The 22,820-nt window shown below is 52.4% G+C and carries 23 protein-coding genes; 17 read left to right on the top strand and 6 right to left on the bottom strand.

Annotation, left to right across the window (positions count from 1 at the left end; all coding sequences use genetic code 11):
• Nucleotides 1-57: 57 nt before the first annotated feature.
• From BUB30_RS22885 to BUB30_RS22875, 3 genes are all read left to right on the top strand, one after another.
• Nucleotides 58-327, top strand: coding sequence for a hypothetical protein (locus BUB30_RS22885; protein WP_143165042.1), 270 nt, complete (start codon nt 58-60; stop codon nt 325-327).
• A 135-nt stretch (nt 328-462) separates the two neighbouring features.
• Nucleotides 463-1,647 (top strand): phosphoglycerate kinase, encoded by a 1,185-nt coding sequence (locus BUB30_RS22880; protein WP_073138569.1) that lies wholly within the window; start codon nt 463-465, stop codon nt 1,645-1,647.
• Nucleotides 1,648-1,799: 152 nt separating this feature from the next.
• Nucleotides 1,800-2,657, top strand: a complete 858-nt coding sequence (locus BUB30_RS22875; protein ID WP_073138566.1) for a tetratricopeptide repeat protein — start codon at nt 1,800-1,802, stop codon at nt 2,655-2,657.
• 60 nt (nt 2,658-2,717) lie between these two features.
• Here BUB30_RS22875 and BUB30_RS22870 read toward each other — a convergent pair whose 3' ends face one another.
• The 6 genes from BUB30_RS22870 to rsmA all read right to left on the bottom strand — a co-directional run bounded on the left by BUB30_RS22870 (nt 2,718) and on the right by rsmA (nt 7,733).
• A complete protein-coding gene (locus tag BUB30_RS22870) occupies nt 2,718-3,113 on the bottom strand; it encodes an HIT family protein (protein ID WP_073138563.1) in 396 nt (131 codons plus the stop codon).
• A 15-nt stretch (nt 3,114-3,128) separates the two neighbouring features.
• Entirely contained in the window at nt 3,129-3,605 is a 477-nt protein-coding gene (gene greA, locus BUB30_RS22865; protein WP_073138560.1) for a transcription elongation factor GreA, read from the bottom strand.
• A gap of 140 nt (nt 3,606-3,745) precedes the next feature.
• On the bottom strand, nt 3,746-4,591 hold the full coding sequence (locus tag BUB30_RS22860; RefSeq protein ID WP_073138558.1) for a pentapeptide repeat-containing protein: 846 nt from the start codon (nt 4,589-4,591) through the stop codon (nt 3,746-3,748).
• 50 nt (nt 4,592-4,641) lie between these two features.
• Nucleotides 4,642-5,586: an NAD(P)-dependent oxidoreductase gene (locus tag BUB30_RS22855; protein WP_073138555.1), complete on the bottom strand. Its 945-nt coding sequence runs from the start codon at nt 5,584-5,586 to the stop codon at nt 4,642-4,644.
• 4 nt (nt 5,587-5,590) lie between these two features.
• Nucleotides 5,591-6,955: a magnesium transporter gene (gene mgtE, locus BUB30_RS22850; RefSeq protein ID WP_073138552.1), complete on the bottom strand. Its 1,365-nt coding sequence runs from the start codon at nt 6,953-6,955 to the stop codon at nt 5,591-5,593.
• Entirely contained in the window at nt 6,930-7,733 is an 804-nt protein-coding gene (rsmA, locus tag BUB30_RS22845) for a 16S rRNA (adenine(1518)-N(6)/adenine(1519)-N(6))-dimethyltransferase RsmA (RefSeq protein WP_073138550.1), read from the bottom strand. Before rsmA ends, mgtE begins: the two co-directional genes overlap by 26 nt.
• Before the next feature lie 89 nt (nt 7,734-7,822).
• Between rsmA and pdxA the strand changes: the two genes are divergently transcribed.
• The 14 genes from pdxA to BUB30_RS22775 all read left to right on the top strand — a co-directional run bounded on the left by pdxA (nt 7,823) and on the right by BUB30_RS22775 (nt 22,810).
• Entirely contained in the window at nt 7,823-8,836 is a 1,014-nt protein-coding gene (pdxA, locus tag BUB30_RS22840; RefSeq protein ID WP_073138548.1) for a 4-hydroxythreonine-4-phosphate dehydrogenase PdxA, read from the top strand.
• A 90-nt stretch (nt 8,837-8,926) separates the two neighbouring features.
• Nucleotides 8,927-9,313, top strand: coding sequence for a hypothetical protein (locus BUB30_RS22835; RefSeq protein ID WP_073138545.1), 387 nt, complete (start codon nt 8,927-8,929; stop codon nt 9,311-9,313).
• 220 nt (nt 9,314-9,533) lie between these two features.
• Nucleotides 9,534-9,932, top strand: coding sequence for a YceD family protein (locus BUB30_RS22830; RefSeq protein ID WP_228450522.1), 399 nt, complete (start codon nt 9,534-9,536; stop codon nt 9,930-9,932).
• Nucleotides 9,933-9,947: 15 nt separating this feature from the next.
• Nucleotides 9,948-10,139, top strand: coding sequence for a 50S ribosomal protein L32 (gene rpmF, locus BUB30_RS22825; RefSeq protein WP_073138540.1), 192 nt, complete (start codon nt 9,948-9,950; stop codon nt 10,137-10,139).
• A gap of 200 nt (nt 10,140-10,339) precedes the next feature.
• Nucleotides 10,340-11,335 carry a beta-ketoacyl-ACP synthase III gene (locus tag BUB30_RS22820; protein WP_073138537.1) on the top strand — a complete coding sequence of 332 codons (996 nt, stop codon included), beginning with the start codon at nt 10,340-10,342 and terminating at the stop codon, nt 11,333-11,335.
• Between the two features lie 95 nt (nt 11,336-11,430).
• Nucleotides 11,431-11,997, top strand: a complete 567-nt coding sequence (gene efp, locus BUB30_RS22815; RefSeq protein WP_073138536.1) for an elongation factor P — start codon at nt 11,431-11,433, stop codon at nt 11,995-11,997.
• Between the two features lie 100 nt (nt 11,998-12,097).
• Complete coding sequence (gene accB, locus BUB30_RS22810; protein WP_073139647.1) at nt 12,098-12,577, top strand: acetyl-CoA carboxylase biotin carboxyl carrier protein; 480 nt, start codon at nt 12,098-12,100, stop codon at nt 12,575-12,577.
• A 127-nt stretch (nt 12,578-12,704) separates the two neighbouring features.
• The gene (gene accC, locus BUB30_RS22805; protein WP_073138533.1) at nt 12,705-14,057 is read left to right on the top strand and encodes an acetyl-CoA carboxylase biotin carboxylase subunit; all 1,353 of its coding nucleotides are present in this window, start codon (nt 12,705-12,707) and stop codon (nt 14,055-14,057) included.
• A gap of 136 nt (nt 14,058-14,193) precedes the next feature.
• Complete coding sequence (locus BUB30_RS22800) at nt 14,194-15,834, top strand: TldD/PmbA family protein (protein ID WP_073138531.1); 1,641 nt, start codon at nt 14,194-14,196, stop codon at nt 15,832-15,834.
• An 11-nt stretch (nt 15,835-15,845) separates the two neighbouring features.
• A complete protein-coding gene (locus BUB30_RS22795) occupies nt 15,846-17,486 on the top strand; it encodes a TldD/PmbA family protein (RefSeq protein WP_073138528.1) in 1,641 nt (546 codons plus the stop codon).
• Between the two features lie 22 nt (nt 17,487-17,508).
• A complete protein-coding gene (locus BUB30_RS22790) occupies nt 17,509-18,852 on the top strand; it encodes a TldD/PmbA family protein (RefSeq protein WP_073138525.1) in 1,344 nt (447 codons plus the stop codon).
• A 182-nt stretch (nt 18,853-19,034) separates the two neighbouring features.
• Nucleotides 19,035-20,672 (top strand): TldD/PmbA family protein, encoded by a 1,638-nt coding sequence (locus BUB30_RS22785; protein WP_073138523.1) that lies wholly within the window; start codon nt 19,035-19,037, stop codon nt 20,670-20,672.
• Between the two features lie 3 nt (nt 20,673-20,675).
• The gene (locus BUB30_RS22780) at nt 20,676-22,010 is read left to right on the top strand and encodes a TldD/PmbA family protein (protein WP_073138520.1); all 1,335 of its coding nucleotides are present in this window, start codon (nt 20,676-20,678) and stop codon (nt 22,008-22,010) included.
• A 176-nt stretch (nt 22,011-22,186) separates the two neighbouring features.
• Nucleotides 22,187-22,810 carry a DUF4159 domain-containing protein gene (locus BUB30_RS22775; RefSeq protein WP_073138518.1) on the top strand — a complete coding sequence of 208 codons (624 nt, stop codon included), beginning with the start codon at nt 22,187-22,189 and terminating at the stop codon, nt 22,808-22,810.
• The last annotated feature ends 10 nt before the right edge of the window (nt 22,811-22,820 follow it).

Raw genomic sequence — 22,820 nt, 5'->3', positions numbered from 1 at the left:
ATTTTCAATGACTTGATCACGATTTCTCCTCGATGGCTAGACAGAAGAACTATGAATATGAAAAAACGAAATTCAAGTAAACCGGTCATTCCCCTTCTTTACTATCTGGTGGTGGGCGCCGTGCTCGCTTATCTGTTCCGGCACGGCGGCTCCGAACACGATGGGTGGCTGGGGCTCATGATCTTTCGGACAGCCTTCTTGTTGAGTTCGATCCTGCTGTTTTACACCCTAAGCAAAGCCATAAAAGGAGACCAGGCTTCCACGCTGGCGGCCATGGTCCACGCCATCGCCCTATTCTCGTCGATCGTGAGACTTGCCTTCCTTTAAAAAATGGACTGGCAAGGCTTAAACGGCCTTTTGATTCGTTTAAATCGTTTGCTGAAAAATAAGCGGGTGGCTTGCGAGGAGTTCTGTCGAGTTTCCTAAATTCGTCCCCGATCTACAAACAGCCAGACCTCATTTATGAAAACCATCAACGACATTAATTTTAAAGGCAAGCGCGCCCTGATCCGCGTTGACTTTAATGTTCCCTTGGACAAAAGCTTCAACGTAACGGACGACAACCGGATCCGTGCCACCATCCCCACCCTGAACAAGATCCTTCAGGACGGCGGTAGCTGCATCCTCATGTCCCACCTGGGCCGTCCCAAGGAAGGACCCGAAGATAAATACTCACTCAAACACGCCATCTCAAAGACCGAGCAACTGCTGGGTCGCACGGTAAAATTTGCCGGCGACTGCATTGGCGACGAAGCCTATAAACTTTCCGCCGCCTTGCAACCCGGTGAAGTGTTGCTGTTGGAAAACCTGCGCTTCTATAAACAAGAAGAAAAAGGCGACGTGGCCTTTGCTGAAAAACTTTCCAAACACGGCGACATCTATGTGAACGACGCTTTCGGGACCGCTCACCGCGCCCACGCCTCCACCACCATCGTGGCCCAGTTCTTCAAAGAGAAGTGTGCCGGCTATGTGATGGCCGCCGAACTGGACAACGCCAAGAAAGTGATGGAAAAAGCCGCGAAGCCTTTCACCGCCATCATGGGCGGCGCCAAGATCAGCGACAAACTGCTCATCATCGAAAACCTCCTCGACAAAGTGAACAACCTCATCATCGGGGGCGGCATGGCCTACACCTTCTTCAAAGCATTGGGAGGCCACATCGGCAACTCGTTGGTGGAAGAAGATAAACTTGAATTGGCCAAAGACCTGATCCAAAAAGCAAAAGCAAAAGGCGTCGACCTCTTGTTGCCCATCGACTCGATCGTGGCCGACAAATTTGCCGCCGATGCCAACACTGCCATCGCCAACAACCACGCCATCCAGGATGGTTGGATGGGGCTGGACATTGGTCCCCAATCCATCGCCGTCTTCTCCAAAGCCATTGGCGAATCCAAGACGATCTTGTGGAACGGCCCGATGGGTGTTTTCGAAATGGAAAAATTTGCCGGCGGCACCAAAGCCGTCGCACAAGCCGTTGTGGACGCCACGAAGAAAGGAGCATTCTCCCTGATTGGTGGTGGTGACTCTGCTGCTGCTGTAGCCCAATTTGGGTTTAATGATGACGTAAGCTACGTATCTACCGGCGGTGGCGCACTGCTGGAATACTTCGAAGGAAAAGTCCTTCCCGGCGTGAAGGCGCTGGAATAAGGGTTCCGATCATCCTAAACCAAAAATATAGAGGCTGTCCCATAAAGGACAGCCTCTTTTATTGCGTCCGGGCTTGAACCCGGCATCCTAAAAAAACATCAATCAGTTTATGCATTTCCCTCCCTTCATGCATCCTAAAGGAAAAAACGGCTATGAAAACGACGCTACTTTTTCTGGCACTTGCCATCGCCCAACCCACCATCACAAAACTTTCGGCGCAACCCGTTGAGGTTGCCGAAGATCAAACGGAAGATCAACTCGCCTTCGCCAAAGCGTTTGCCCTCTATGACAGCGGCGCTTATGAAAAAGCCGTGCTGGGCTTCTCGGATTTTATGGAACGCTTCCCCAGGTCGCCCCTGCGGGCGCGGGCTCATTTCAATGTGGCCTATCTATACCACGAGCTTCACTACAATGCAAAGGCCGCTGCCGTCTTCAAGGAGATACTGAACGAGGGTTACAACGAGAATGACGAAAACTCATTGATGGAACCCTATACTCTCTACAAACACAACAGTTGCCGTCACCTGGCGGAGATCTACCTCGATGAAAAAGATTTTACACAGGCCGAGACGTATATGGAGATGTTTGACAAAGAATATCCCTACCAGCATTTCTGCGGAAATGAATGGGCGGCCTATGACCACTTCAAAGCCACGATGTACGCCCGGCTCTATGAGGGCAAAGGACAATACGCGCGCGCGGTGCGCAACCTGGTTCCTTACACCTTTGACAATGGACTGGCATCCAATGCGGGTTTACTGCATGAACTCGTTCAGATTCTCCGCGCGCATTACACCACAGCAGAAATACAAACAGAGCTTCGCCGCGCGCTGACCACGCTTTCCATGCAGGCAAAAAAAGGAGGTGTGCAAGCCAGGCTGACGTTGTTTGGTGAGAAAGTGAACGTCACGCCGGATTATTTCATCCCGGATGTCGACTTTAACAGCCTCGATGGTTACAAGGTGGTGGTCAATGACAACGAACTTTTTAAGACGTTCTTAAAAGAATAATGCAACGCTCAAAAAATTGAACGTCCAGATCACTCCAGGTCAAATCGTTTTTAGGGTGATTTACTTTACGGCCTTCCGGATGGCTTCTGCAACTTGGGTCAGTTCGGCAGAAGACGGGTTGAGTTTGGGGCGCGTGAAGTTGATATCGTTCATGGTGTTCATCGGGATCAGATGAACGTGTGCGTGCGGCACTTCCAAGCCGATTACCGCTACACCTACACGACGGCAGGGCACGGCCTTCTTGATGGCATGGGCCACTTTTTTTGCAAACACATTTATTCCGGCGAGCGTGTCGTCGTCCAGGTCAAAGAGGAAATCGATCTCTTGTTTGGGAACCACCAGGGCGTGGCCCAACACCAGCGGGTTGATGTCGAGGAAAGCGATATAACGCTCGTCTTCGGCCACGATGTGGGCCGGGATTTCGCGGTTGATGATCTTCGTGAAGATGGAGGCCATGCTGTCTGCGGATGATTAGGCGGTGATCTTTACCACTTCAAATTCCATTTCACCGGCTGGTGTTTTGATGGTGGCCGTCTCGCCTTTTTTCTTTCCCAACAATCCTTTGCCAATGGGCGACATGGTGGAGATCTTGCCGGCCTTCAGGTCAGCTTCTTCTTCCGACACCAGGGTGTAGGTGACCGAAGCACCGTTCTTTTTATTCTTGATGGTTACTTTCGACAAGATAGATACTTTCGAAGTATCGATATTGGTTTCATCGAGCAGGCGCGCGTTGGACACGAGGTCTTCCAGTTGGGCGATCTTGGCTTCGAGGTGACCTTGCGCATCTTTGGCAGCATCGTATTCTGCGTTTTCACTGAGGTCGCCCTTGTCGCGGGCTTCCGCGATCTGGTGAGCGATGTCGGCACGACCCTTCGATTTGAGATGGGTCAATTCGCCTTTCAGTTTTTCCAATCCTTCCTTCGTATAGTATGATATTTTCTTACTCATAACTAAACATGTTTTCTCGTGAGATGTATAGTGGACGACTCCGCAGGTTTCGACAGAGGTCAAAAAAAGAAACAACGGTCTCATCGCTGAGACCGTTGCTAATGCACAAATGTAATACTTTTTTATTCGGAAATGCAAAATCAAACGCCCACCAGGGCCGGCAGTGCGGTTTTGATCTGCTCCAGGATCTCCTCGTCGAACTTGGCCAGGTAGAGGGTTTTCACTTTGGCCAGTTGTTCTACGGTCAATCCTTTCGCCCCGCGCAAGTCGGCTTTGTACAAGCTGGCATTTTCAAAATCAGCACCCATGAGGTAACAATTTTGCAGGTCGGACTCCATCAAAAAGGCATTGTTGAAATTGGCTTTGATGAGGAAGGCGTTCTCGAAGTGGGCCTTGATCAAAAAAGCATCCTTGAAGTTGGCCCCGCTGGCGTAGGCGCCCTTCAGATTGGCCTGGTTTAGGTTGGAGTTCTCGAAATTCGTTTGGTTGAGCCGCGCATTCTCCAGGTTCGATTCAATGAGCGATGACTGCGAGATGTTCGCCGAGTTCATGTTGGAGCCCGCGAGGTTGGCATAGTTCAGGTTGGTCCGCGACAGGTAGCAATTCACCAAATTGATCTCATGGATCTTATGACGGTTCAGACGCTTGATATTCCCCACCGTACGAAAGGCCGCTTCTTCCGACTCCCACAAACGAAAGTCATCGATCTCGTCTTTATACGTCCGGATGCGCTGGCGGATCTCGCCGTTTTGATTTAACCAGAAAATGAGAATACCGATCACCGCGATGTCGAAGATCATGCCGTGCGCCTCGGCCAACACCTGCTGAATGAAGGTGTCGAACTCGTTAATGTAGTACTGCATGCTGAGGCTCAGCACAATGATGGTGACCGCTACCAGGACCAGCGTGGAAGTAAGGAGCGGCTTTTCAATGATGCTATTGAAAAGTTCGTTCAGCTTCTTCAACCGCTTCTGTACAAAACTCATTCGGCGAGTAGAATTACGAAATGGAAATTAACGATTTTAATCTAGTAACGCTAACCTTTTTTCTCCAACTGTAGCGCCTTGATTTTCTCTACCAAAGCTACATTTATTTTTACATGTGATTCAAATGTCCAGCCCGCAATGTGGGGGGTCAATATTACATCCGGACGTCCGGCCAGAAAATCGAAGGCCTGGCGTTGGTTTAGGTTGAGTGTTGCGAGCTTTTCGTTCTCCAGCACATCCAGCACCGCACCCCGCACCTGCCCTTTCTCCAAAGCGGCGGCCAGGTCGGCCAACGACACAATCTCGCCCCGGGCCGTGTTCACAAAAACAATGGGCTTTTTGAAACGTGCCAGGTAAAGGGTGTCTACCATCCTCCGGGTCTCTGCCGTCAAGGGGATGTGGAGGCTAAAGATGTCGGCTTCCGCCCACAGGGTTTCCATCGATGCCTCGCGCGCAAAAGTGTCGCTGAAGCCGGTTTTATATTTGTCGTAGGCCAAAACCTTACATCCAAAACCCGAGAGCCGGCGGGCAAACGACTGGCCCATGTTGCCATAGCCAACAATTCCCACCGTCTTTTCCATGATCTCTTCGCCCCGGTTGCCCTCGCGGTCCCACACCTCTTGGCGCACTTGCGCGTTGGCGCGCGGTAGGTTGCGCAGGAGGCTCAACAAGGCCCCCACAGCATACTCCCCCACCGCATCGCGATTGCCTTCCGACGCGTGCAACACGTGAATGCCTTTCTCCTGCATGTAGTCCAGGTCGATGTTGTCCAACCCCGCACCGGCCCTGCCGATCAACCGGATCGTGGGCGAAGGCCCCAACAGGTCGCGGTCGATGGTGGTCTTGCTGCGCACGATGAGGCCATCATATCCGTCACGGATGGCTTTGATCTCGTCGCGCGTGATGGTGGGTTTGTAGTCCACTTGCCAGCCGATCGCCGTCATCATGGCGAAGAGGCTTTCGTGCATGGGATCGATAACAAGGCAAAGAGGCATATGCTTAAAGCATTACGTGAACCGTAAAAAAGTAGATCGTCAAGCCCAGCAAGTCGTTGGTCGTCGTGATGAAGGGGCCGGCGGCCAGGGCGGGATTGAATCCGAATTTATTCAAGATCAAAGGCGTGATGGTACCGATAAAAGAGGCGAACAACACCACGCTGAACAACGCCAGCGAAACCACCAGGGATAATCTGTATTCTCCAAACAGCAACACGTTGGCGCCGAACACCAGCAGGGCCAGGAACACCCCATTGAGGATGGCCACAAAAAATACTTTGACAAGCCGTTTCCACAAGCCTTCATCCACAAAATCGGGATTGGCCAACGACTGCACGATGAGCGACGACGATTGTATGCCCACGTTGCCGCCCGTGGCCTGAATGAGCGGCGTAAAAAAGGCGATGGCCGTGATGCGCACCAACTCTGCCTCGAACAAGCCCATGAACTTAGCGTTCATCAAGCCTCCAAAAATACCGATGAGCAGCCAGGGCAGGCGCGCGCGGGTGTTGCGCCACACGCTGTCGTCTTCCTCGATGTTCTCGGTGATACCGGCCATGATCTGGCGTCCTTCTTCCGCTTGTTCGGTGATCACGTCCACCACGTCGTCGATGGTGATCCGCCCCACGAGCTGGCCTTGTACGTTCACGACGGGGATGGATTCCAAGTCGTATTTCTTCATCATCTCCGCCACCTCAGTATCCGGCAAATAAGTCTCGGCCGAAACCACATCGTGCTCGTAGATGTCGGCCACCAACGTCTTCGCGTCCGACACGATCAGGTCTTGCAAGGCCACGCGGCCCAACAACACATCGCGTTCGTCCACCACGTAGACGGCATAAAATTTATTTACATTTTCGGCTTGCTTGCGGATCTCGTTCACGCACTCTACCACGGTCCAGTTGTAGCGCGCTTTGATCAATTCTTTGGCCATCAACCCGCCCGCTACGTGTTCTTCGTAGCGCAGCAGTTCCGTTACCTGCACTTTCAGTTCCGGCTCCAGACCGCTCAGCACTTGCTCGCGTTCTTTGATGGGAAGCTCGTTCAGGATGTCGGCCGTGTCGTCGGAGGCCAGTTGATTGAGAAAGTTGACGATCTCGGCTGGGGGATAGACTTTCAGGAAACGCTTCCGCGTATCGCGGTCCATGTCGCTGATGATCTCGGCCTGGGTCTCGATGTCGAGCAGGTCCATCACATATTTCGACTCCTCGGAGGTGAATTCATAGAGGAGCGTCGTGATGTCGGCCGGCTTCACATCCGCCAGGGTCTTTCGAATGAAATCGGCATCGCGCTCGTCCAGGGCTTCCTGGAAACGGGTCCGGAATTCTACCGTCAACTCAAATTCAACCAGGGGTTGTTGTTCCTCCACGACTGCGCTCGATTAAAGATGTGAGTTCTACAAAATCATTGACCGACAATTGTTCAGCGCGTTTCTCCATGATCGGAAGGGCTGAAATTTCGGCTGCCAAAGTTAGATTTTTTAAAGCGTTGCGCAAGGTCTTGCGACGGGTATTGAACGCCTGCTTCACCACCTGCACAAACAGCGTTTCGTTACAGGCCAATCGCTCCACACCATTGCGTTTCAACCGGATCACGGCCGACATCACTTTGGGCGGGGGCGTGAAAACTCCGGGCGGCACCTTGAACAAATATTCAATATCAAAGTAGGCTTGCAACAACACACTCAGTATCCCGTAGGTCTTACTGCCCGGGGGCTCTGCGATGCGCTCGGCCACCTCCTTCTGCAACATGCACACGACCTGCGTCACGCGGTGGCGTTGCTCCAGGGCGCGGAAGAAGATCTGAGAAGAAATGTTGTAGGGAAAATTGCCAACGATGGCGAAGGGTCCGGGGAACAATTTGTCGATATCGATCTCGAGAAAGTCGCCTTCGATGATCCGTCCCTTCAAGACCTCGGGATAGTGTTTATGAAGATAGGCCACCGAGTCGCGGTCGATCTCGATCACCTTCAAGTCCAGCTCGGCGCGCTGGAGCAGGTATTGCGTGAGCACACCCATGCCCGGGCCGATCTCCAGCACGGCAGCATCGGGTCCTTTCACGTCCAACGCATCCACAATGCGCCGGGCAATTTGCTGGTCGTGCAAGAAATGTTGCCCCAACGACTTTTTAGGTCGTACCTTGTTCATGGGTTCTCTTCTATACATCCGGCGCAATACTACAAGGAACAAATAGATATTTTCACTAAATCGCAAAAGAATTGAACGCAACCTAAACGATGCAACCACAGAAACCACGAATCGGTATCACCCTTGGAGACCTGAACGGCATAGGCCCTGAAGTCGTCATCAAAGCACTCGCCGACAACCGGCTGCTCGCCATGATCACGCCCGTCATCTACGGCTCGGCCAAAGTCATTTCGTTCTATAAAAAACAACTCAACATCGAGGAGTTCAACTATACGCAGGTGCGCAACAAAGGACAGTATGCACCCAAGAGCATCAATGTCGTGAATTGTTGGGAAGACAACCTGGAGATCAGCCCGGGCAAAGCTTCCAAAGAAAGCGGCAAAGCTGCCTTTATCGCGTTGAAACAGGCTTGTGAAGAACTGAAGGAAGGACTCATCGATGCGCTGGTGACCGCTCCGATCGACAAGCACTCCATCCACAGCGACGACTTTCCCTTCAAGGGACACACCGAATACCTCACGCAATTCTTCGGCGGCGAAAGCCTCATGTTCATGGTGAGCGACACGCTCCGCGTAGGCCTCGTCACCGAGCACATCCCCGTCAGGGAGATTGCCGCAGCGGTGACCAAGGAGAAGATCGAAGCCAAGCTGAAGGTGATGGACCACTCCCTGCGCAACGACTTTGGCATCAACAAACCCCGCATTGCCGTGCTGGGCCTCAACCCGCATGCCGGCGACGGCGGCCTGATCGGCCAGGAAGACGACCAACTTATCAAACCGGTGGTAGCCGACCAGAAGAACAAGGGCAAGCTGGTCTATGGCCCTTTTGCCTCCGACGGCTTCTTTGCCACGGGCAGCCACATGAAATACGACGCCGTGCTGGCCATGTACCACGACCAGGGACTGCTGCCTTTCAAGACGTTAGCCTTCGAAGAGGGTGTCAACTTCACGGCCGGGCTGCCCATCGTGCGCACCTCGCCCGACCACGGAACGGCCTACAACCTGGCCGGGAAGAACCAGGCCAACGAGAGCTCCATGCGTGAAGCCGTCTATCGCGCTGCGGACATTTTTAAAAGCCGGAATGAACCGTCCACAGAAAAATAAGCTTATTTGGAGCGGTCTTTCCCCTTTTGACCGGACAGAACGCCTTATTTTTTATTATTAATTATATTTGGTCTTCAAGTATTAGTTGAAATGGATATTGTCACAAAAAAGCAATTGAACATACTTATTCAACTGGCCGAGGCCGATAAACACTTCGCCAAGATTGAGCGGGAAATGATCTTTAAGATAGCCCGGGAGCGCAAATTCCCTGAAGAGGAGGTTCACGACCTCATCCGGAACCCCGAGCCGATCGACTCGTTGGGGGCGCTTTCCATGGATCAGAAGTTCGACTACCTGATGTCGAGCATCGAACTCGTTTTCGTGGACCAGAATGTGTTCGAGAGCGAGATTATTTTCTGCAAGAACATCGCCATCAAATTGGGCTTCAAAAAGGGCGTAATCGACTATTTTATCGAAAATTATGGGAAAAAGTCCCATAAAGAGTTCCGTGATGCTGCCATTCTGGAGTACATCTAGGCCCCAATTTTCTTCGTTTTTTTACTTTCTGATATAATTATCATAAATTTGCCGACTAATTTTTAACGCCCGGTAGGGTTTAGAGTTGGGGGCATACGGGATCAATATCGTCGGCCTGAGTAACAAAGAACACCAATTTGAATTCGAAATTGGTGACGCGTTTTTCAGGAAATATGGGTCGGACCTTCTGTCGGAGGGCACTTTCCATGCTGACGTCTTATTGTTTAAACACGAAACCTTCCTCGAAGCCGAGTTCAAGATCAAAGGAATCGCGAAACTGGTCTGCGACCGCAGCCTGGAACCCTTTGATTATCCGATCGAGAACGTGCACAAGGTCATGTTCAAGTACGGAGACGCCGACGAAGAAATTACGGATGAGATCATGATCATCCACCGCGACACGGCCACCCTGGAACTGGGACAATTGATGTACGAGTTCATCAGCCTGGCCGTTCCGCTGAAGAAGCTTCATCCTAAATTTCAGGACGAAGCCGACGATGACGACTCGGAAGGAAAGATCGTCTATTCATCCGGTGGCGACCCGGAAGATGGCAAGAGCAACGACAAAGATGACGATGATATAGATCCTCGTTGGAATATTTTGAAGAATTTACAATAATAAATGTATTAGACTATGCCGAATCCCAAGCGAAAACTCTCGAAAACCCGTAGAGATAAAAGAAGAACACACTACAAGGCTTTTGCAAAGCAACTGGCCGTGTGCCCTACTACAGGCGAACACCACCTGCCCCACAGAGCTTTCTGGCTCGAAGGCAAGCTTTACTATAACGGTAAGGTGGTTATGGAAAAAGAAGTTCTGGCATAACATTGCATGAGCCCGCTGCACCTCGCGAAATTTCAGTTCACTGAAAGCAGTATTCAAATTTTAGTGATCGAGGACAAGCCGGATTATCCGTGTTTCCCCTAGGAGAATTATGTTTCATGCTCGGTGTTTAAAACGCCGGGCATTTTCTTTTATATAAAATTGCAACTCCACCAGGAGTTGAACAAAAGTTAACAAAAACTATGACCAAGATCAGAGCGGCTATTACAGGTGTCGGAGGTTATGTTCCTGACTACATTCTTACCAACCAGGAACTGGAAACCATGGTCGACACCAGCGATGAGTGGATCGTTTCCCGTACCGGCATCAAAGAAAGAAGAATTCTGAAAGGCGAGAACCAGGGCGTGTCGGTGCTGGGCATCAAGGCTGTGGAAGACATGCTGGCCAAGACCAAGACAGACCCCAAAGAGATCGACCTGCTCATTTTTGCCACCGTAACCGCCGACATGACCTTCCCCGCCACGGCCAACATCGTGGCCACGGCCATCGGCGCCACCAACGCCTTCAGCTTCGACATGAGCGCGGCGTGTTCGGGTTTCCTCTATGGATTGACCACGGGCGCGAGCTACATTCAGTCGGGCATGTATAAGAAAGTGATCGTGATCGGCGGCGACAAAATGTCGGCGATCATGGACTATACCGACCGTACGACCTGCATCATCTTCGGCGATGGTGCCGGCTGCGTTCTTTTGGAGCCCACCACGGAGGACATGGGGGTAATGGATTCCATCCTGAAAAGTGATGGCAACGGCGAAGCCTACCTGCACATGAAGGCCGGTGGTAGCCGCAAGCCCGCCACCCACGATTCCGTGAACAATCGCGAGCACTTCGTTTACCAGGAAGGTTCGGCCGTCTTCAAATTTGCCGTGACCAACATGGCCGACGTATCGGCACAGATCGCCGAGCGCAACAACCTGAACGGCGCAAACCTGCAATGGCTGGTGCCCCACCAGGCCAACAAACGCATCATCGACGCCACGGCCAACCGCGTGGGCATCACCGAAGACAAAGTGATGATGAACATCGAACGCTATGGCAACACCACGGCCGGCACGATACCGCTATTGTTGTGGGACTATGAAAAGCAATTAAAGAAAGGCGACAACCTCATCCTCGCCGCTTTCGGCGGAGGCTTCACCTGGGGTGCGGTCTATGTGAAATGGGCCTATAACAGTTAAAATACGAAAGGGTTTCAAGCCGGTAGCCCTGGGGCATGTTGGCGCGAACTCTTGCAATTCATCAATTCATTTGTAACTTAAAGTTTGATTTTTTTATGGCAACCGTCTCTGATTTAAGCAAAGGAAATTACATCCGCTACAACGGCGAGGTGATGCAGGTGGAAGAACTCCAGCACCGCACCCCCGGCAACCTGCGCGCCTTTTATCAAATAAAAATGCGCAACGTACGCAACGGCAAAGTAGCAGAAAACCGTTTCCGCCCCGGAGAAGAAGTTGATATCCTGCGTGTAGAGACCAAAGAATACCAATACCTCTATGCCGACGGCGACAGCCTGGTGTGCATGGATAACATTACGTTCGACCAGGTATACATCGACAAGCGATTGCTTGGCAACTCTGTGAATTTTATCAAAGAAGGTGTTACTTTGCTCATCGCCTTTGAAAATGGCGAAAGTGCCATCACCGCGGAAGCCCCCACCCATGTCGTGATGGAAGTGCAATACACCGAGCCCGGCATGCAAGGCGATACGGCTACCCGTACACTGAAGGCCGCCACGCTCGAGAACGGCGTTGAGATTCGTGTGCCCCTGTTTGTCAACACGGGCGACAAGATCAAAGTCCAAACCTCCACGGGAGATTATGTTGAACGCGTAAAAGAATAACTACACCATGAGCAAAGCACGCGCAGTAAAACCCGCAGCCAAAAAGGAGTCTGCTCCTTCGAAGACCGCGAACGAATCAGGATCCGCTAACCAACCCGCAATGAAAACGACAGAAATAAGAGACCTCATCGACTTCATTTCCAAGTCGGGATTGAACGAAGTAAACATTGAAACCAAAGAGCTGAAGCTTCACGTGAAGCGTGAGCCCGATCAAAAGGTATTCAAGTCAACCCCCGTGATGACGCAAGCCGCGATGGCGCCCGTAGCGGCAGCCGCAGCGCCTGTAGCACAAGCCGCAGCACCCCGCGTGGAAGCGGCACCCGCAGCAACGGGCAAGAAGACCGTAGAGATCAAGTCGCCCATGATCGGAACGTTCTACCGCTCCTCGACACCCGACACGCCTGCATTTGTTTCCGTTGGCGACAAGATCACCAAAGGACAGACGGTGTGTATCATCGAAGCCATGAAGTTGTTCAACGAGATCGAATCAGAAGTTTCGGGAACCATCGTGAAGGCCATGATCGAAAACTCTTCGCCCGTGGAATACGATCAGGTTCTGTTCGTAGTAGAACCGGATTAATGAATACCATATTCCGAAGTCTTTTTGCTTACGCTGTCGCGTGATCCTTTCGCAGAGAGAGCACACCGGGCAGCCGAACAAATTTGTAACGGAACATGTCATGATTAGACGTTAACCCCAGACCACTGTGTTTAAGAAAATATTAATAGCAAACCGGGGCGAGATCGCCCTGCGGATCATCCGCACCTGTCGCGAAATGGACATCAAGACGGTAGCGGTATACTCCACCGCCGATCGCGAAAGTCTTCACGTGCGCTTTGCCGACGAGGCCGTGTGCATTGGCGGTGCGCCGAGCAAAGAGTCATACCTCAACATACCCCGCATCATTTCAGCCGCTGAGATCACCAACGCCGACGCCATTCACCCTGGCTACGGCTTCCTGTCTGAACGGGCAGAGTTCTCGGCCATCTGTCATGAGTACGGCATAAAATTCATCGGCCCCACGCCGGCCATGATCGAAGCGATGGGCGACAAGTCTACCGCGAAAGACACCATGAAAAAAGCGGGCGTGCCCACCATTCCCGGATCCGACGGTTTGTTGGACTCCATCGAACAAGGCATAGAGATGTCGAAAGAGATCGGCTATCCCGTGATCGTGAAAGCGACCGCAGGCGGTGGTGGAAAAGGCATGCGCATCATCAACAACGAGTCCGAATTCAAGAAGGCTTGGGATGATGCCAAACGCGAAGCCGGTGCTGCCTTTGGCAACGACGGTCTTTACCTCGAGAAATTTGTAGAAGAGCCCCGCCACATCGAGATCCAGATCGTGGGCGATCAATACGGAAAAGTATGTCACCTTTCCGAACGCGATTGCTCGATCCAGCGCCGTCACCAGAAACTGGTGGAAGAAACCCCCTCGCCCATCCTAAGCCAGGAATTGCGCGAGCGCATGGGTGAAGCAGCCGTCAAAGGCGCGAAGGCCATCAACTATGAAGGCGCCGGTACCATCGAGTTTCTCGTGGATAAACACGGCAAGTTCTACTTCATGGAGATGAACACACGGATCCAGGTAGAGCACCCCATCACGGAAGAAGTGACGGACTACGACCTCATCAAAGAACAGATCAAGGTAGCGGCCGGTGTTCCCATCTCGGGCACCAACTACTTCCCAAAAATGTTTGCCATGGAATGCCGCATCAACGCGGAAGATCCTGCGAACGGCTTCCGTCCTTCCCCCGGAAAGATCACCAACCTGCACATGCCCGGCGGCCACGGTGTCCGCATCGACAGTCACGTGTATGCCGGTTATACCATCCCGCCGAACTATGACTCGATGATCGCCAAACTGATCATCACCGGACAGTCGCGCGAGGAAGTGATCACCCGCATGAAGCGCGCGTTACAAGAGTTTGTCATCGAAGGTATCAAAACAACGATCCCCTTCCACATCAGTCTGATGGACAACGCCACGTTCCGCTCCGGCAAGTTCACGACGAAGTTTCTGGAAACTTCATTCGATTTCAGTACGCTTTCCGAGTAAGCACGCGCGATCCGCGAATAACCACTCATATAATCTATTGACAGAGGATACCTTTTTAGGTATCCTTTTTTGTTTCTTTGATTATTTTACAATGAATAACTCACAGGAATAACTCATTAACCTAAACCCATTACCCTTGAAAAGAAGAGAATTCGTTCAACTGGCCGGGCTCGGCATTGGCGGGATGCTGATGACGGTGCCCCTGATGGGCAACCCCATTCCCGTTGAAGCATTGTTGGATGTCCCCCTGGATGCGGTGCAAAAAAAGCAACTCGCCGATGTTGCCCTGAACACCGCCAAATCCCAGGGCGCCACCTATGCTGACATCCGGATCGGGCGTTACCTCAATCAATTTATCTCGACGCGCGAAAACAAAGTACAGAACATCGTAAACACCGAATCGTTCGGCGTGGGCATCCGCGTGATCGTGAACGGCACATGGGGTTTTGCTTCCACCAACACCGTCACACCCGATGGCATCAAAAAAGCCACCCAACAGGCGGTAGCGATCGCGAAAGCAAATTCGAAATTCCAGAAGGAGCCCGTGAAATTGGCTCCGGTAAAATCCTACGGCGAAGTGACGTGGAAAACCCCGATCGAGAAAAATTCTTTCGAAGTCCCGGTTTCCGAAAAAGCAGACCTGCTGCTCAAGACCAACGCCGCCGCCCAGCAGAACGGCGCGAGCTTTGTGAGCTCAAACCTTTTCCAGGTGAATGAACAAAAATATTTCGCCTCCTCAGAAGGTTCCTACATCGACCAGGACATTCATCGCATCTGGCCCACCTTCTCGGTGACCGCTGTCGACAAAGGTTCCGGTACGTTCAAGATCCGTCAGGCGTTGAGCGCACCGATGGGTATGGGCTATGAATACATGATCCCGAAAGCGATCGACAAACTTCACGGACCTGCCGATGTTATGTTGTACCGGAATAGCTACGACATGATCGAAGATGCCACCCTGGCCGCTAAGCAAGCCAAGGAAATGCTGACGGCAAAATCGGTGGAGCCCGGAAAATACAGCGTGGTATTGGAACCCAATCACCTCGGCCTCACCATCCACGAATCGGTAGGCCACCCGTTGGAGTTGGATCGCGTGCTCGGCTACGAAGCCAACTACGCCGGCACCAGCTTCGCCACACTGGACAAATGGAAGACCGGCAAATTCAACTATGGCAGCAAGCTTGTCAACATCTTTGCCGACAAGGTGCAGCCCGGTTCGCTCGGCGCCGTGGGCTATGACGATGAAGGCGTGCAGTGCAAACGTTGGGATCTGATCAAGGACGGCATCCTGGTGAACTATCAGGCGATCCGCGATCAGGTGCATATCCTGGGACAAAACGAATCGCACGGTTGCTGCTATGCGCAGAGCTGGAGCGATGTTCAGTTTCAACGCATGGCTAACATCTCGCTGGCGCCGGGCAAAGACCCGTATTCGATCAACGAGATGATCAAGGATGTGGAAAAGGGCATCTACATCGCGGGACGGGGCTCCTACTCGATCGACCAGCAGCGGTATAATTTCCAATTCGGAGGTACCGTATTTTACGAGATCAAGAACGGCGCCATCGCCGGCATGCTCAACGATGTGGCCTATCAATCCAACACGCAAGAGTTCTGGAACAGCTGCACGAAGATCTGCGACGAAAAAGATTACCGCTTGTTCGGATCGTTTTTCGACGGCAAAGGCCAGCCCTCGCAGGTCAGCGCCGTATCGCACGGCAGCTCCACGTCGCGCTTCGACGGCATCAATGTGATCAATACAGGAAGAACCATTTAACCGGCATACGTATGAAAAGAAGAGACTTTATTCAATTGGCCGGGATGGGCGCGGGCGCGCTGATGCTGCCCGTGTCTTCACTGGCAAACACCATCACCGCGGAGGAACTGCTCGTCCCCGGCCTGGACGTTTCGCAGAAAAAACGCCTGGCGGATGTAGGCCTTAACACGGCCCGCTCCAATGGAGCAACCTATGCCGACGTTCGCATCGGCCGTTACCTCAACCAGTTTGTCATCACCCGTGAAAACAAAGTGCAGAGCGTACGCAACACCGAATCCTATGGTGTGGGCATCCGTGTCATTGCCAATGGCACCTGGGGCTTTGCCGCCACCAATGAGGTGACACCCGATGGCATCAAGAAGGCCACCGAACGCGCGGTAACCATCGCGAAAGCGAATTCAAAATTCCAGAAAGAACCTGTGAAGCTCGCTGCCGAGAAAGGCTATGGCGAAGTGTCGTGGAAAACACCGATCCAGAAAAACGGCTTTGAGGTTCCCATCAAAGAAAAGGCCGACCTCCTGCTGAATGCCAACGCGAAAGCGATGGAAAAAGGAGCCAACTTTATCAACAGCATCATGTTCCTGGTGAATGAGCAAAAATATTTTGCCTCCACCGAAGGTTCCTACATCGACCAGGATATTCACCGCACCTGGCCCAACTTCCAGGTCACGATGATCGACAAGGCATCGGGCCAGTTCAAGACACGTTCTGCGTTCAGCGCGCCCGTGGGCATGGGCTATGAATACCTGGATGGAAAGGCACAGGACAAGATCCAGGGCCCCGGAGGCATCACCCTCTACAACAAGTCGTATGATATTGTTGAAGACGCTACGTTTGCTGCCGAGCAGGCCAAGCAGATGATTTCTGCAAAATCGGTAGAGCCCGGAAAATACGATCTCGTGCTGGAGCCCTCACATTTGTGGCTCACCATCCACGAATCGGTAGGTCACCCGTTGGAGCTGGATCGCGTGCTGGGGTATGAAGCCAACTATGCGGGAACCAGCTTTGCCACACTGGACAAATTGCAATCGAAGACGTTCCAATACGGCAGCAAGGCCGTGAACTTTGTGGCCGATAAAGTTCAGCCCGGATCGCTCGGCGCCGTAGGCTATGACGACGAAGGCGTGAAGACCAAGCAGTGGGACCTGGTGAAGGACGGCATCCTCGTGAACTATCAAGCCATCCGCGACCAGGTGCACATTCTCGGGCAAGGCGAATCGCATGGCTGCTGTTATTCGCAGAGCTGGCGCGATGTGCAGTTCCAGCGCATGGCCAACGTGTCGCTACAACCCGGCAAGACACAACTCACCCCAGACCAGATGATCGCGGGCGTGGAGAAGGGTATTTATATCGTAAAGGACGGATCTTTCTCGATCGACCAGCAGCGGTATAATTTCCAGTTCGGCGGTGTGTTGTTCTTCGAGATCAAGAACGGCAAGATCGCGGGCATGTTGAAAGACGTGGCCTATCAATCCAACACGCAGGAGTTCTGGAATTCGTGCGCGCAGGTTTGCGACGAACGCGACTACCGTATGAACGGGGCCTTCAACGATGGCAAGGGGCAACCCGCGCAGTCGAACGCTGTGTCGCACGGCTCGGCAACCGCCCGCTTCAACGGCGTGAATGTGATCAATACCGGAAGAACTCTTTAACCTAACCTATAACAACAGTATCATGGCTATATTTTCAAAAGAAGAATCGAAAAAAATATTGGAGAAGGTGATCGCCTTTTCCAAAGCAGACGCCTGCGAGGTGAACCTGAACGGTACCAACGGAGGTAATATACGCTACGCCCGCAACAGCGTTTCCACGGCAGGCGAGAACAGCGACGTTACACTGATCGTGCAATCCAACTTCGGCAAGAAGTCGGGCGTGGCCACGATCAACGAATTTGATGACGCGTCGCTGGAGAAAGTGGTGCGCCGTTCGGAAGAACTGGCCAAGCTGGCACCGGAGAACCCTGAGTTTATGGAGCCGCTTCCGCAACAAACCTATGGTGAATCGAAAACGTATTTCGAATCCACCGCGAAGATTACCCCTGAATATCGCGCGCAAGCCGCAGCCAATAGCATCAACCCAGCCATCGCAAAAGATGTGACCGCGGCAGGGTTCCTCGAAGACAACTATAGCTTCGCATCGATGATGAACACGAAAGGATTGTTTGCCTACAACCAATCCACGGGCGTGAACTTCACCGTGACCATGCGCAGCAACGACGGCACCGGTTCAGGCTGGGTGACGCGCAGCTTCAACGACGTGAACAAACTCGACACCGCCGAGGCCTCGCGCATTGCCATTGACAAAGCTTTACAATCACGCCAGGCCAAAGCCATCGAGCCCGGAAAATACACCGTGATCCTGGAGCCCGCCGCTTCTGCGGAATTGATCCGCAACATGCTGTTCAACATGAACGCACGCCAGGCCGATGAAGGCCGCAGCTTCCTCGCCAAAAAAGGCGGTGGGACCAAGATGGGTGAAAAGATCATGGACGAGCGTGTAACCATCTACACCGATCCCTTCAACCTCGACGTTCCTGCCTCTCCCTGGTCGGGCGATGGACAAGCGCGTAAGAAAATGGACATCATCAAAAACGGAACGGTGGCCAACATGTTCTATGACCGCTATTGGGCATCGAATAAAAATGTTGCTCCTGTGCCGTTCCCCGGCAATGCCATTATGGAAGGCGGCAACGCTTCGCTGGGGGATCTCATCAAAGACACCAAGAAAGGTATCCTGGTCACACGCTTCTGGTATATCCGTGCCGTAGATCCCCAGACTCAACTTTATACCGGCCTCACACGCGACGCCACGTTCTTTGTTGAGAATGGTAAAGTGAAGCATCCCATCAAGAACTTCCGCTTCAACGAAAGCCCCGTCATCATGCTGAACAACGTGGAGACGTTGGGCAAGCAAGTGAGGGTTGACGTGGACGGTGGTCCTGGGGGCGGGGCCAGCTTCCTCATCCCCTACATGAAGCTGCGCGACTTCACGTTCACCAGCTTGTCGGACGCTGTTTAGTCATCTAGTACTTCGATAGAAATCCCTGATAATCGTCAGGGATTTTCTTTTTATACCGGATTTTGAGGTATTGTCCAAACAAAAAATTGTAAGGGGACCGGTCCAAAAGATTGAATTTTGCAAAACTTTTGGATATTGCTTTTCGATAAAGCTCATAACGAATAACTCTAAACCCTTAAACTTTGAAAAGAAGAGACTTCCTTTACCTGACCGGCATGGGCACCACAGCGGCCATGTTATCGGCCATTCCCGGCATGGGTCGCCCCATTGCCCCGGAAAGAGCGCTCGAAACGGTTGACGTGGCCCTGAAGAAGCAGATGGCCGACGTCGCGCTCAACGCAGCCCGCGCCAAAGGAGCGACCTACACCGACGTGCGTATCGGTCGCTACCTCAATCAATTCGTCATCACCCGTGAAGACAAGGTGCAAAACATCGTGAACACGGAATCCTACGGCCTCGGCGTTCGCGTGGTGGCCCAGGGCGGTTGGGGCTTTGCCGCCACCGACAAACTGGACAAAGACAGCATTGCCAAAGCCGCAGAACTGGCGGTGGCCATCGCGAAAGAAAACTCCCGCCTGTTGACAGAGCCGGTTCAACTCGCTCCTCAAAAAGGCTATGGCGAAGTGAGCTGGAAAGCACCCATCGAAAAAAATGCCTTCGAAGTTCCCATCAAGGAAAAAGTCGACTTGCTGTTGGGCGTGAATGCTGAAGCCATGAAGGGCGGCGCCGACTACATCAACTCGTTCCTCTTTATGGTGAACGAACAGAAGTATTTCGCATCCTCCGATGGTTCCTATATCGACCAGGACATTCACCGCATCTGGCCCACGTTCTTCATCACGAAGATCGATGCCGCCACCGGAAAGTTCGAGACGCGCAATGCATTGAGTGCGCCCATGGGCATGGGCTATGAATATTTGTATGCCCGTCCGCAAGATAAAATTCAAGGCGTGACCACGCTGTACAAAGGTCGCTACGACATGCTGGAAGATGCCAAGGCTGGCGCCAAGCAAGCAGGCGAAAAGATCAAAGCAAAATCGGTTGAGCCCGGCAAGTATGATTTGATCCTCGATCCTTCACACTTGTGGCTCACCATCCACGAATCCACAGGTCACCCGACCGAATTGGACCGCGTGCTCGGTTATGAAGCCAACTTCGCCGGCACGTCCTTCCTGACGCTGGATAAATGGGAATCCAAAAAATTCAACTACGGCAGCAAGCTCGTCAACATCGTGGCTGACAAGACCCAAGTGGGTTCACTGGGCGCAGTAGGCTATGACGATGAAGGCGTGAAGTGCGGTCAGTGGGATGTTATCAAAGACGGCACGCTCGTGAGCTACCAGGCGATCCGCGACCAGGCGCACATTTTGGGATTGCCTGCTTCACAAGGTTGTTGCTATGCCGACAACTGGAGCAGTGTTCAGTTCCAGCGCATGGCCAACATCTCGCTACAGCCCGGCAAGGAAAAGAAGAGTATTGATGACCTCATCAAAGGTGTTCAAAAAGGAATTTATATCATCGGCGACGGATCGTTCTCCATCGATCAGCAGCGGTATAACTTCCAGTTTGGCGGACAGCTTTACTATGAGATCAAGGATGGAAAGATCGTGGGGGCATTGAAAGATGTGGCCTATCAATCCAACACCCAGGAATTCTGGAACTCGTGTGTCGGCATTGCCGATCAGAGCGACTATCGCCTGGGCGGATCTTTCTTTGACGGAAAGGGACAACCTCAACAGGTTAGCGCGGTGTCGCACGGCTCGTCCACGACACGCTTCAACGGAGTTAACGTCATCAATACATCACGTAAAATCGGATAATCTATGCCACTACTCACACAAGACGAAGCTCAGGCTTTATTGAAAAAAGTATTGAGCTATTCAAAAGCAGACGAATGCGAGATCAACCTCACCGGCACCATAACGGGTAACATCCGGTATGCACGCAATTCGGTCTCCACCAGTGGCGGCATCAGTACCAATACACTGGTCGTTTCTTCCGCCTATGGCAAGAAACTCGGGGTGGCTACCATCAACGAATTTGATGATGCTTCGCTGGAAAAAGTTGTCAGACGCGCCGAAGAGTTGGCCAAGCTGGCACCCGAAAATCCGGAATTTGTTTCTTTCCTCGGGCCGCAAAAATATGCAGAGCCTGTGATGTTCGTGCCGGCCACCGCGGCCATCACGCCCAAGCAACGGGCCGACGCCGTGGCGCAAAGCCTGCAGGTCGCCAAGGATACAAAAACAGTCGCTGCCGGCTTCATGGAAGACACGACCACCATGAACGCCATGATGAACAGCAAGGGACTTTTTGCTTACAACACATCGACCGGCGTGAACTTTTCCATCACCATGCGCACGGAAGATGGCAAAGGTTCGGGCTATGCAACACGCGGCTACAATGACTTCACCAAACTCGATACGAAAAAGGCATCGCAGATCGCCGCCGACAAAGGCTTGAAGTCAGCGACCGCCCGCGCCATTGAGCCCGGAAAGTATACCGTGATCCTGGAGCCCGCAGCCGCCGCCGTGCTGCTCGAAAACATTTTCTTCGGTCTCGACGCACGCCAGGCCGACGAAGGCCGCAGCTTCCTCAGCCAACCCGGTGGCAAGACCCGCCTTGGCGAAAAGCTGGTGGACGAGCGTGTGAACATGTATTCCGATCCGCTCAACCCAGAGCTGCCCACCAGCACCTGGGCCGGCGATGGAAGACCGCAGGAGAAAGTGAGCTGGATCGAAAAGGGCGTTATAAAAAATCTTACTTACTCCCGCTACTGGGCCGAGAAGAAAGGTGTGAAAGCGATCCCCGGCCCCGACGGAGTGATCATGGAAGGTGGAACAAAATCCCTCGAGGAATTGATCAAAGGCACCAAGAAAGGCATCCTGGTAACGCGCCTGTGGTATATCCGCCCCGTTGATCCCCAGACCCTCCTGCTAACCGGGTTAACCCGCGATGGAACGTTCTACATCGAGAATGGGGAGATCAAATTCCCCATCAAGAACTTCCGCTTCAACGAAAGCCCCGTGATCATGCTGAACAACCTGGAAGAGCTGGGTAAGGTTGAGCGCACGGTGAGCGTGGAGTCGAACGTGAACTATCTCATTCCGCCCATGAAGATCCGGGACTTCACGTTCTCGAGTTTGTCGGACGCGGTATAATATCTTCTATGCTTATGGACAAATCCCCGGCCACCACGCCGGGGATTTTTTTCTTTTGATATCCCTCGAAATCGTGTTCGGAAAAATGGATCCGTATGATCCCTGACCCCCCGTTCCCGCTTGTATAATTTCGTGGTGGTGATGCCAAAAGAAACCGCAAATTGCACGATTATCGTATGCGCGACGCGAACAAATTTTTCTTTACACGCCTGCAGTATGAGTCGGGCGACTGGGATGTTGATCAGCGCATGCCGGCCAACTTGCTGAACTCACTCATCGAGTACACGACCCTGCCCGTGGACACACAGGAAAATATTGTGCCCCTCAGCAGCACCGACATCTTTCAGTGTCCCTTCTGTTACCTGAGCGGTCATAAGCTGGTGGAGTTCACCCAGCAGGAACGCGAGAACTTTGAACGCTATGTACGGCAGGGTGGGTTTGTCTTTGTCGACGACTGCAACCACGATATCGACGGTCTGTTCTCAAAATCATTCGAAGGACAAATGGAACGGATCTTCGGTGCCAATGCCTTGAAGAAAATACCGAATCATCACCCGATCTATTCCATGTTCTTTCAGTTCGACGGACCGCCCACCACCTCGCAAGAGTTGAATGGCTGGGGAGACGACATCGTGCACGATTATTTAAAAGCGATCGAGATCAATGGCCGGATCGGCGTGTTGTATAGCAACAAGGACTATGGCTGCGAGTGGGATTATGATTTCAGGAACAAACGATTTTACAAAATTGACAATACGCGTTTCAGCGTGAACATCGTGATGTATGCCATGATGCGTTGACAACAAAGAA

The sequence above is a fragment of the Chryseolinea serpens genome (genome assembly GCF_900129725.1).
Taxonomy (GTDB): Bacteria; Bacteroidota; Bacteroidia; order Cytophagales; family Cyclobacteriaceae; genus Chryseolinea; species Chryseolinea serpens.
Note: the sequence above shows the minus strand (reverse complement) of the source record. Positions and strands in the feature narration are given on the sequence as shown.

Coding starts and splice junctions, on each gene's coding strand:
- BUB30_RS22885 (WP_143165042.1), top strand. CDS start 58: ATGAAAAAACGAAATTCAAGTAAACCGGTCATTCCCCTTCTTTACTAT.
- BUB30_RS22880 (WP_073138569.1), top strand. CDS start 463: ATGAAAACCATCAACGACATTAATTTTAAAGGCAAGCGCGCCCTGATC.
- BUB30_RS22875 (WP_073138566.1), top strand. CDS start 1,800: ATGAAAACGACGCTACTTTTTCTGGCACTTGCCATCGCCCAACCCACC.
- BUB30_RS22870 (WP_073138563.1), bottom strand. CDS start 3,113: ATGGCCTCCATCTTCACGAAGATCATCAACCGCGAAATCCCGGCCCAC.
- greA (WP_073138560.1), bottom strand. CDS start 3,605: ATGAGTAAGAAAATATCATACTATACGAAGGAAGGATTGGAAAAACTG.
- BUB30_RS22860 (WP_073138558.1), bottom strand. CDS start 4,591: ATGAGTTTTGTACAGAAGCGGTTGAAGAAGCTGAACGAACTTTTCAAT.
- BUB30_RS22855 (WP_073138555.1), bottom strand. CDS start 5,586: ATGCCTCTTTGCCTTGTTATCGATCCCATGCACGAAAGCCTCTTCGCC.
- rsmA (WP_073138550.1), bottom strand. CDS start 7,733: ATGAACAAGGTACGACCTAAAAAGTCGTTGGGGCAACATTTCTTGCAC.
- pdxA (WP_073138548.1), top strand. CDS start 7,823: ATGCAACCACAGAAACCACGAATCGGTATCACCCTTGGAGACCTGAAC.
- BUB30_RS22835 (WP_073138545.1), top strand. CDS start 8,927: ATGGATATTGTCACAAAAAAGCAATTGAACATACTTATTCAACTGGCC.
- rpmF (WP_073138540.1), top strand. CDS start 9,948: ATGCCGAATCCCAAGCGAAAACTCTCGAAAACCCGTAGAGATAAAAGA.
- BUB30_RS22820 (WP_073138537.1), top strand. CDS start 10,340: ATGACCAAGATCAGAGCGGCTATTACAGGTGTCGGAGGTTATGTTCCT.
- efp (WP_073138536.1), top strand. CDS start 11,431: ATGGCAACCGTCTCTGATTTAAGCAAAGGAAATTACATCCGCTACAAC.
- accB (WP_073139647.1), top strand. CDS start 12,098: ATGAAAACGACAGAAATAAGAGACCTCATCGACTTCATTTCCAAGTCG.
- BUB30_RS22795 (WP_073138528.1), top strand. CDS start 15,846: ATGAAAAGAAGAGACTTTATTCAATTGGCCGGGATGGGCGCGGGCGCG.
- BUB30_RS22790 (WP_073138525.1), top strand. CDS start 17,509: ATGGCTATATTTTCAAAAGAAGAATCGAAAAAAATATTGGAGAAGGTG.
- BUB30_RS22780 (WP_073138520.1), top strand. CDS start 20,676: ATGCCACTACTCACACAAGACGAAGCTCAGGCTTTATTGAAAAAAGTA.
- BUB30_RS22775 (WP_073138518.1), top strand. CDS start 22,187: ATGCGCGACGCGAACAAATTTTTCTTTACACGCCTGCAGTATGAGTCG.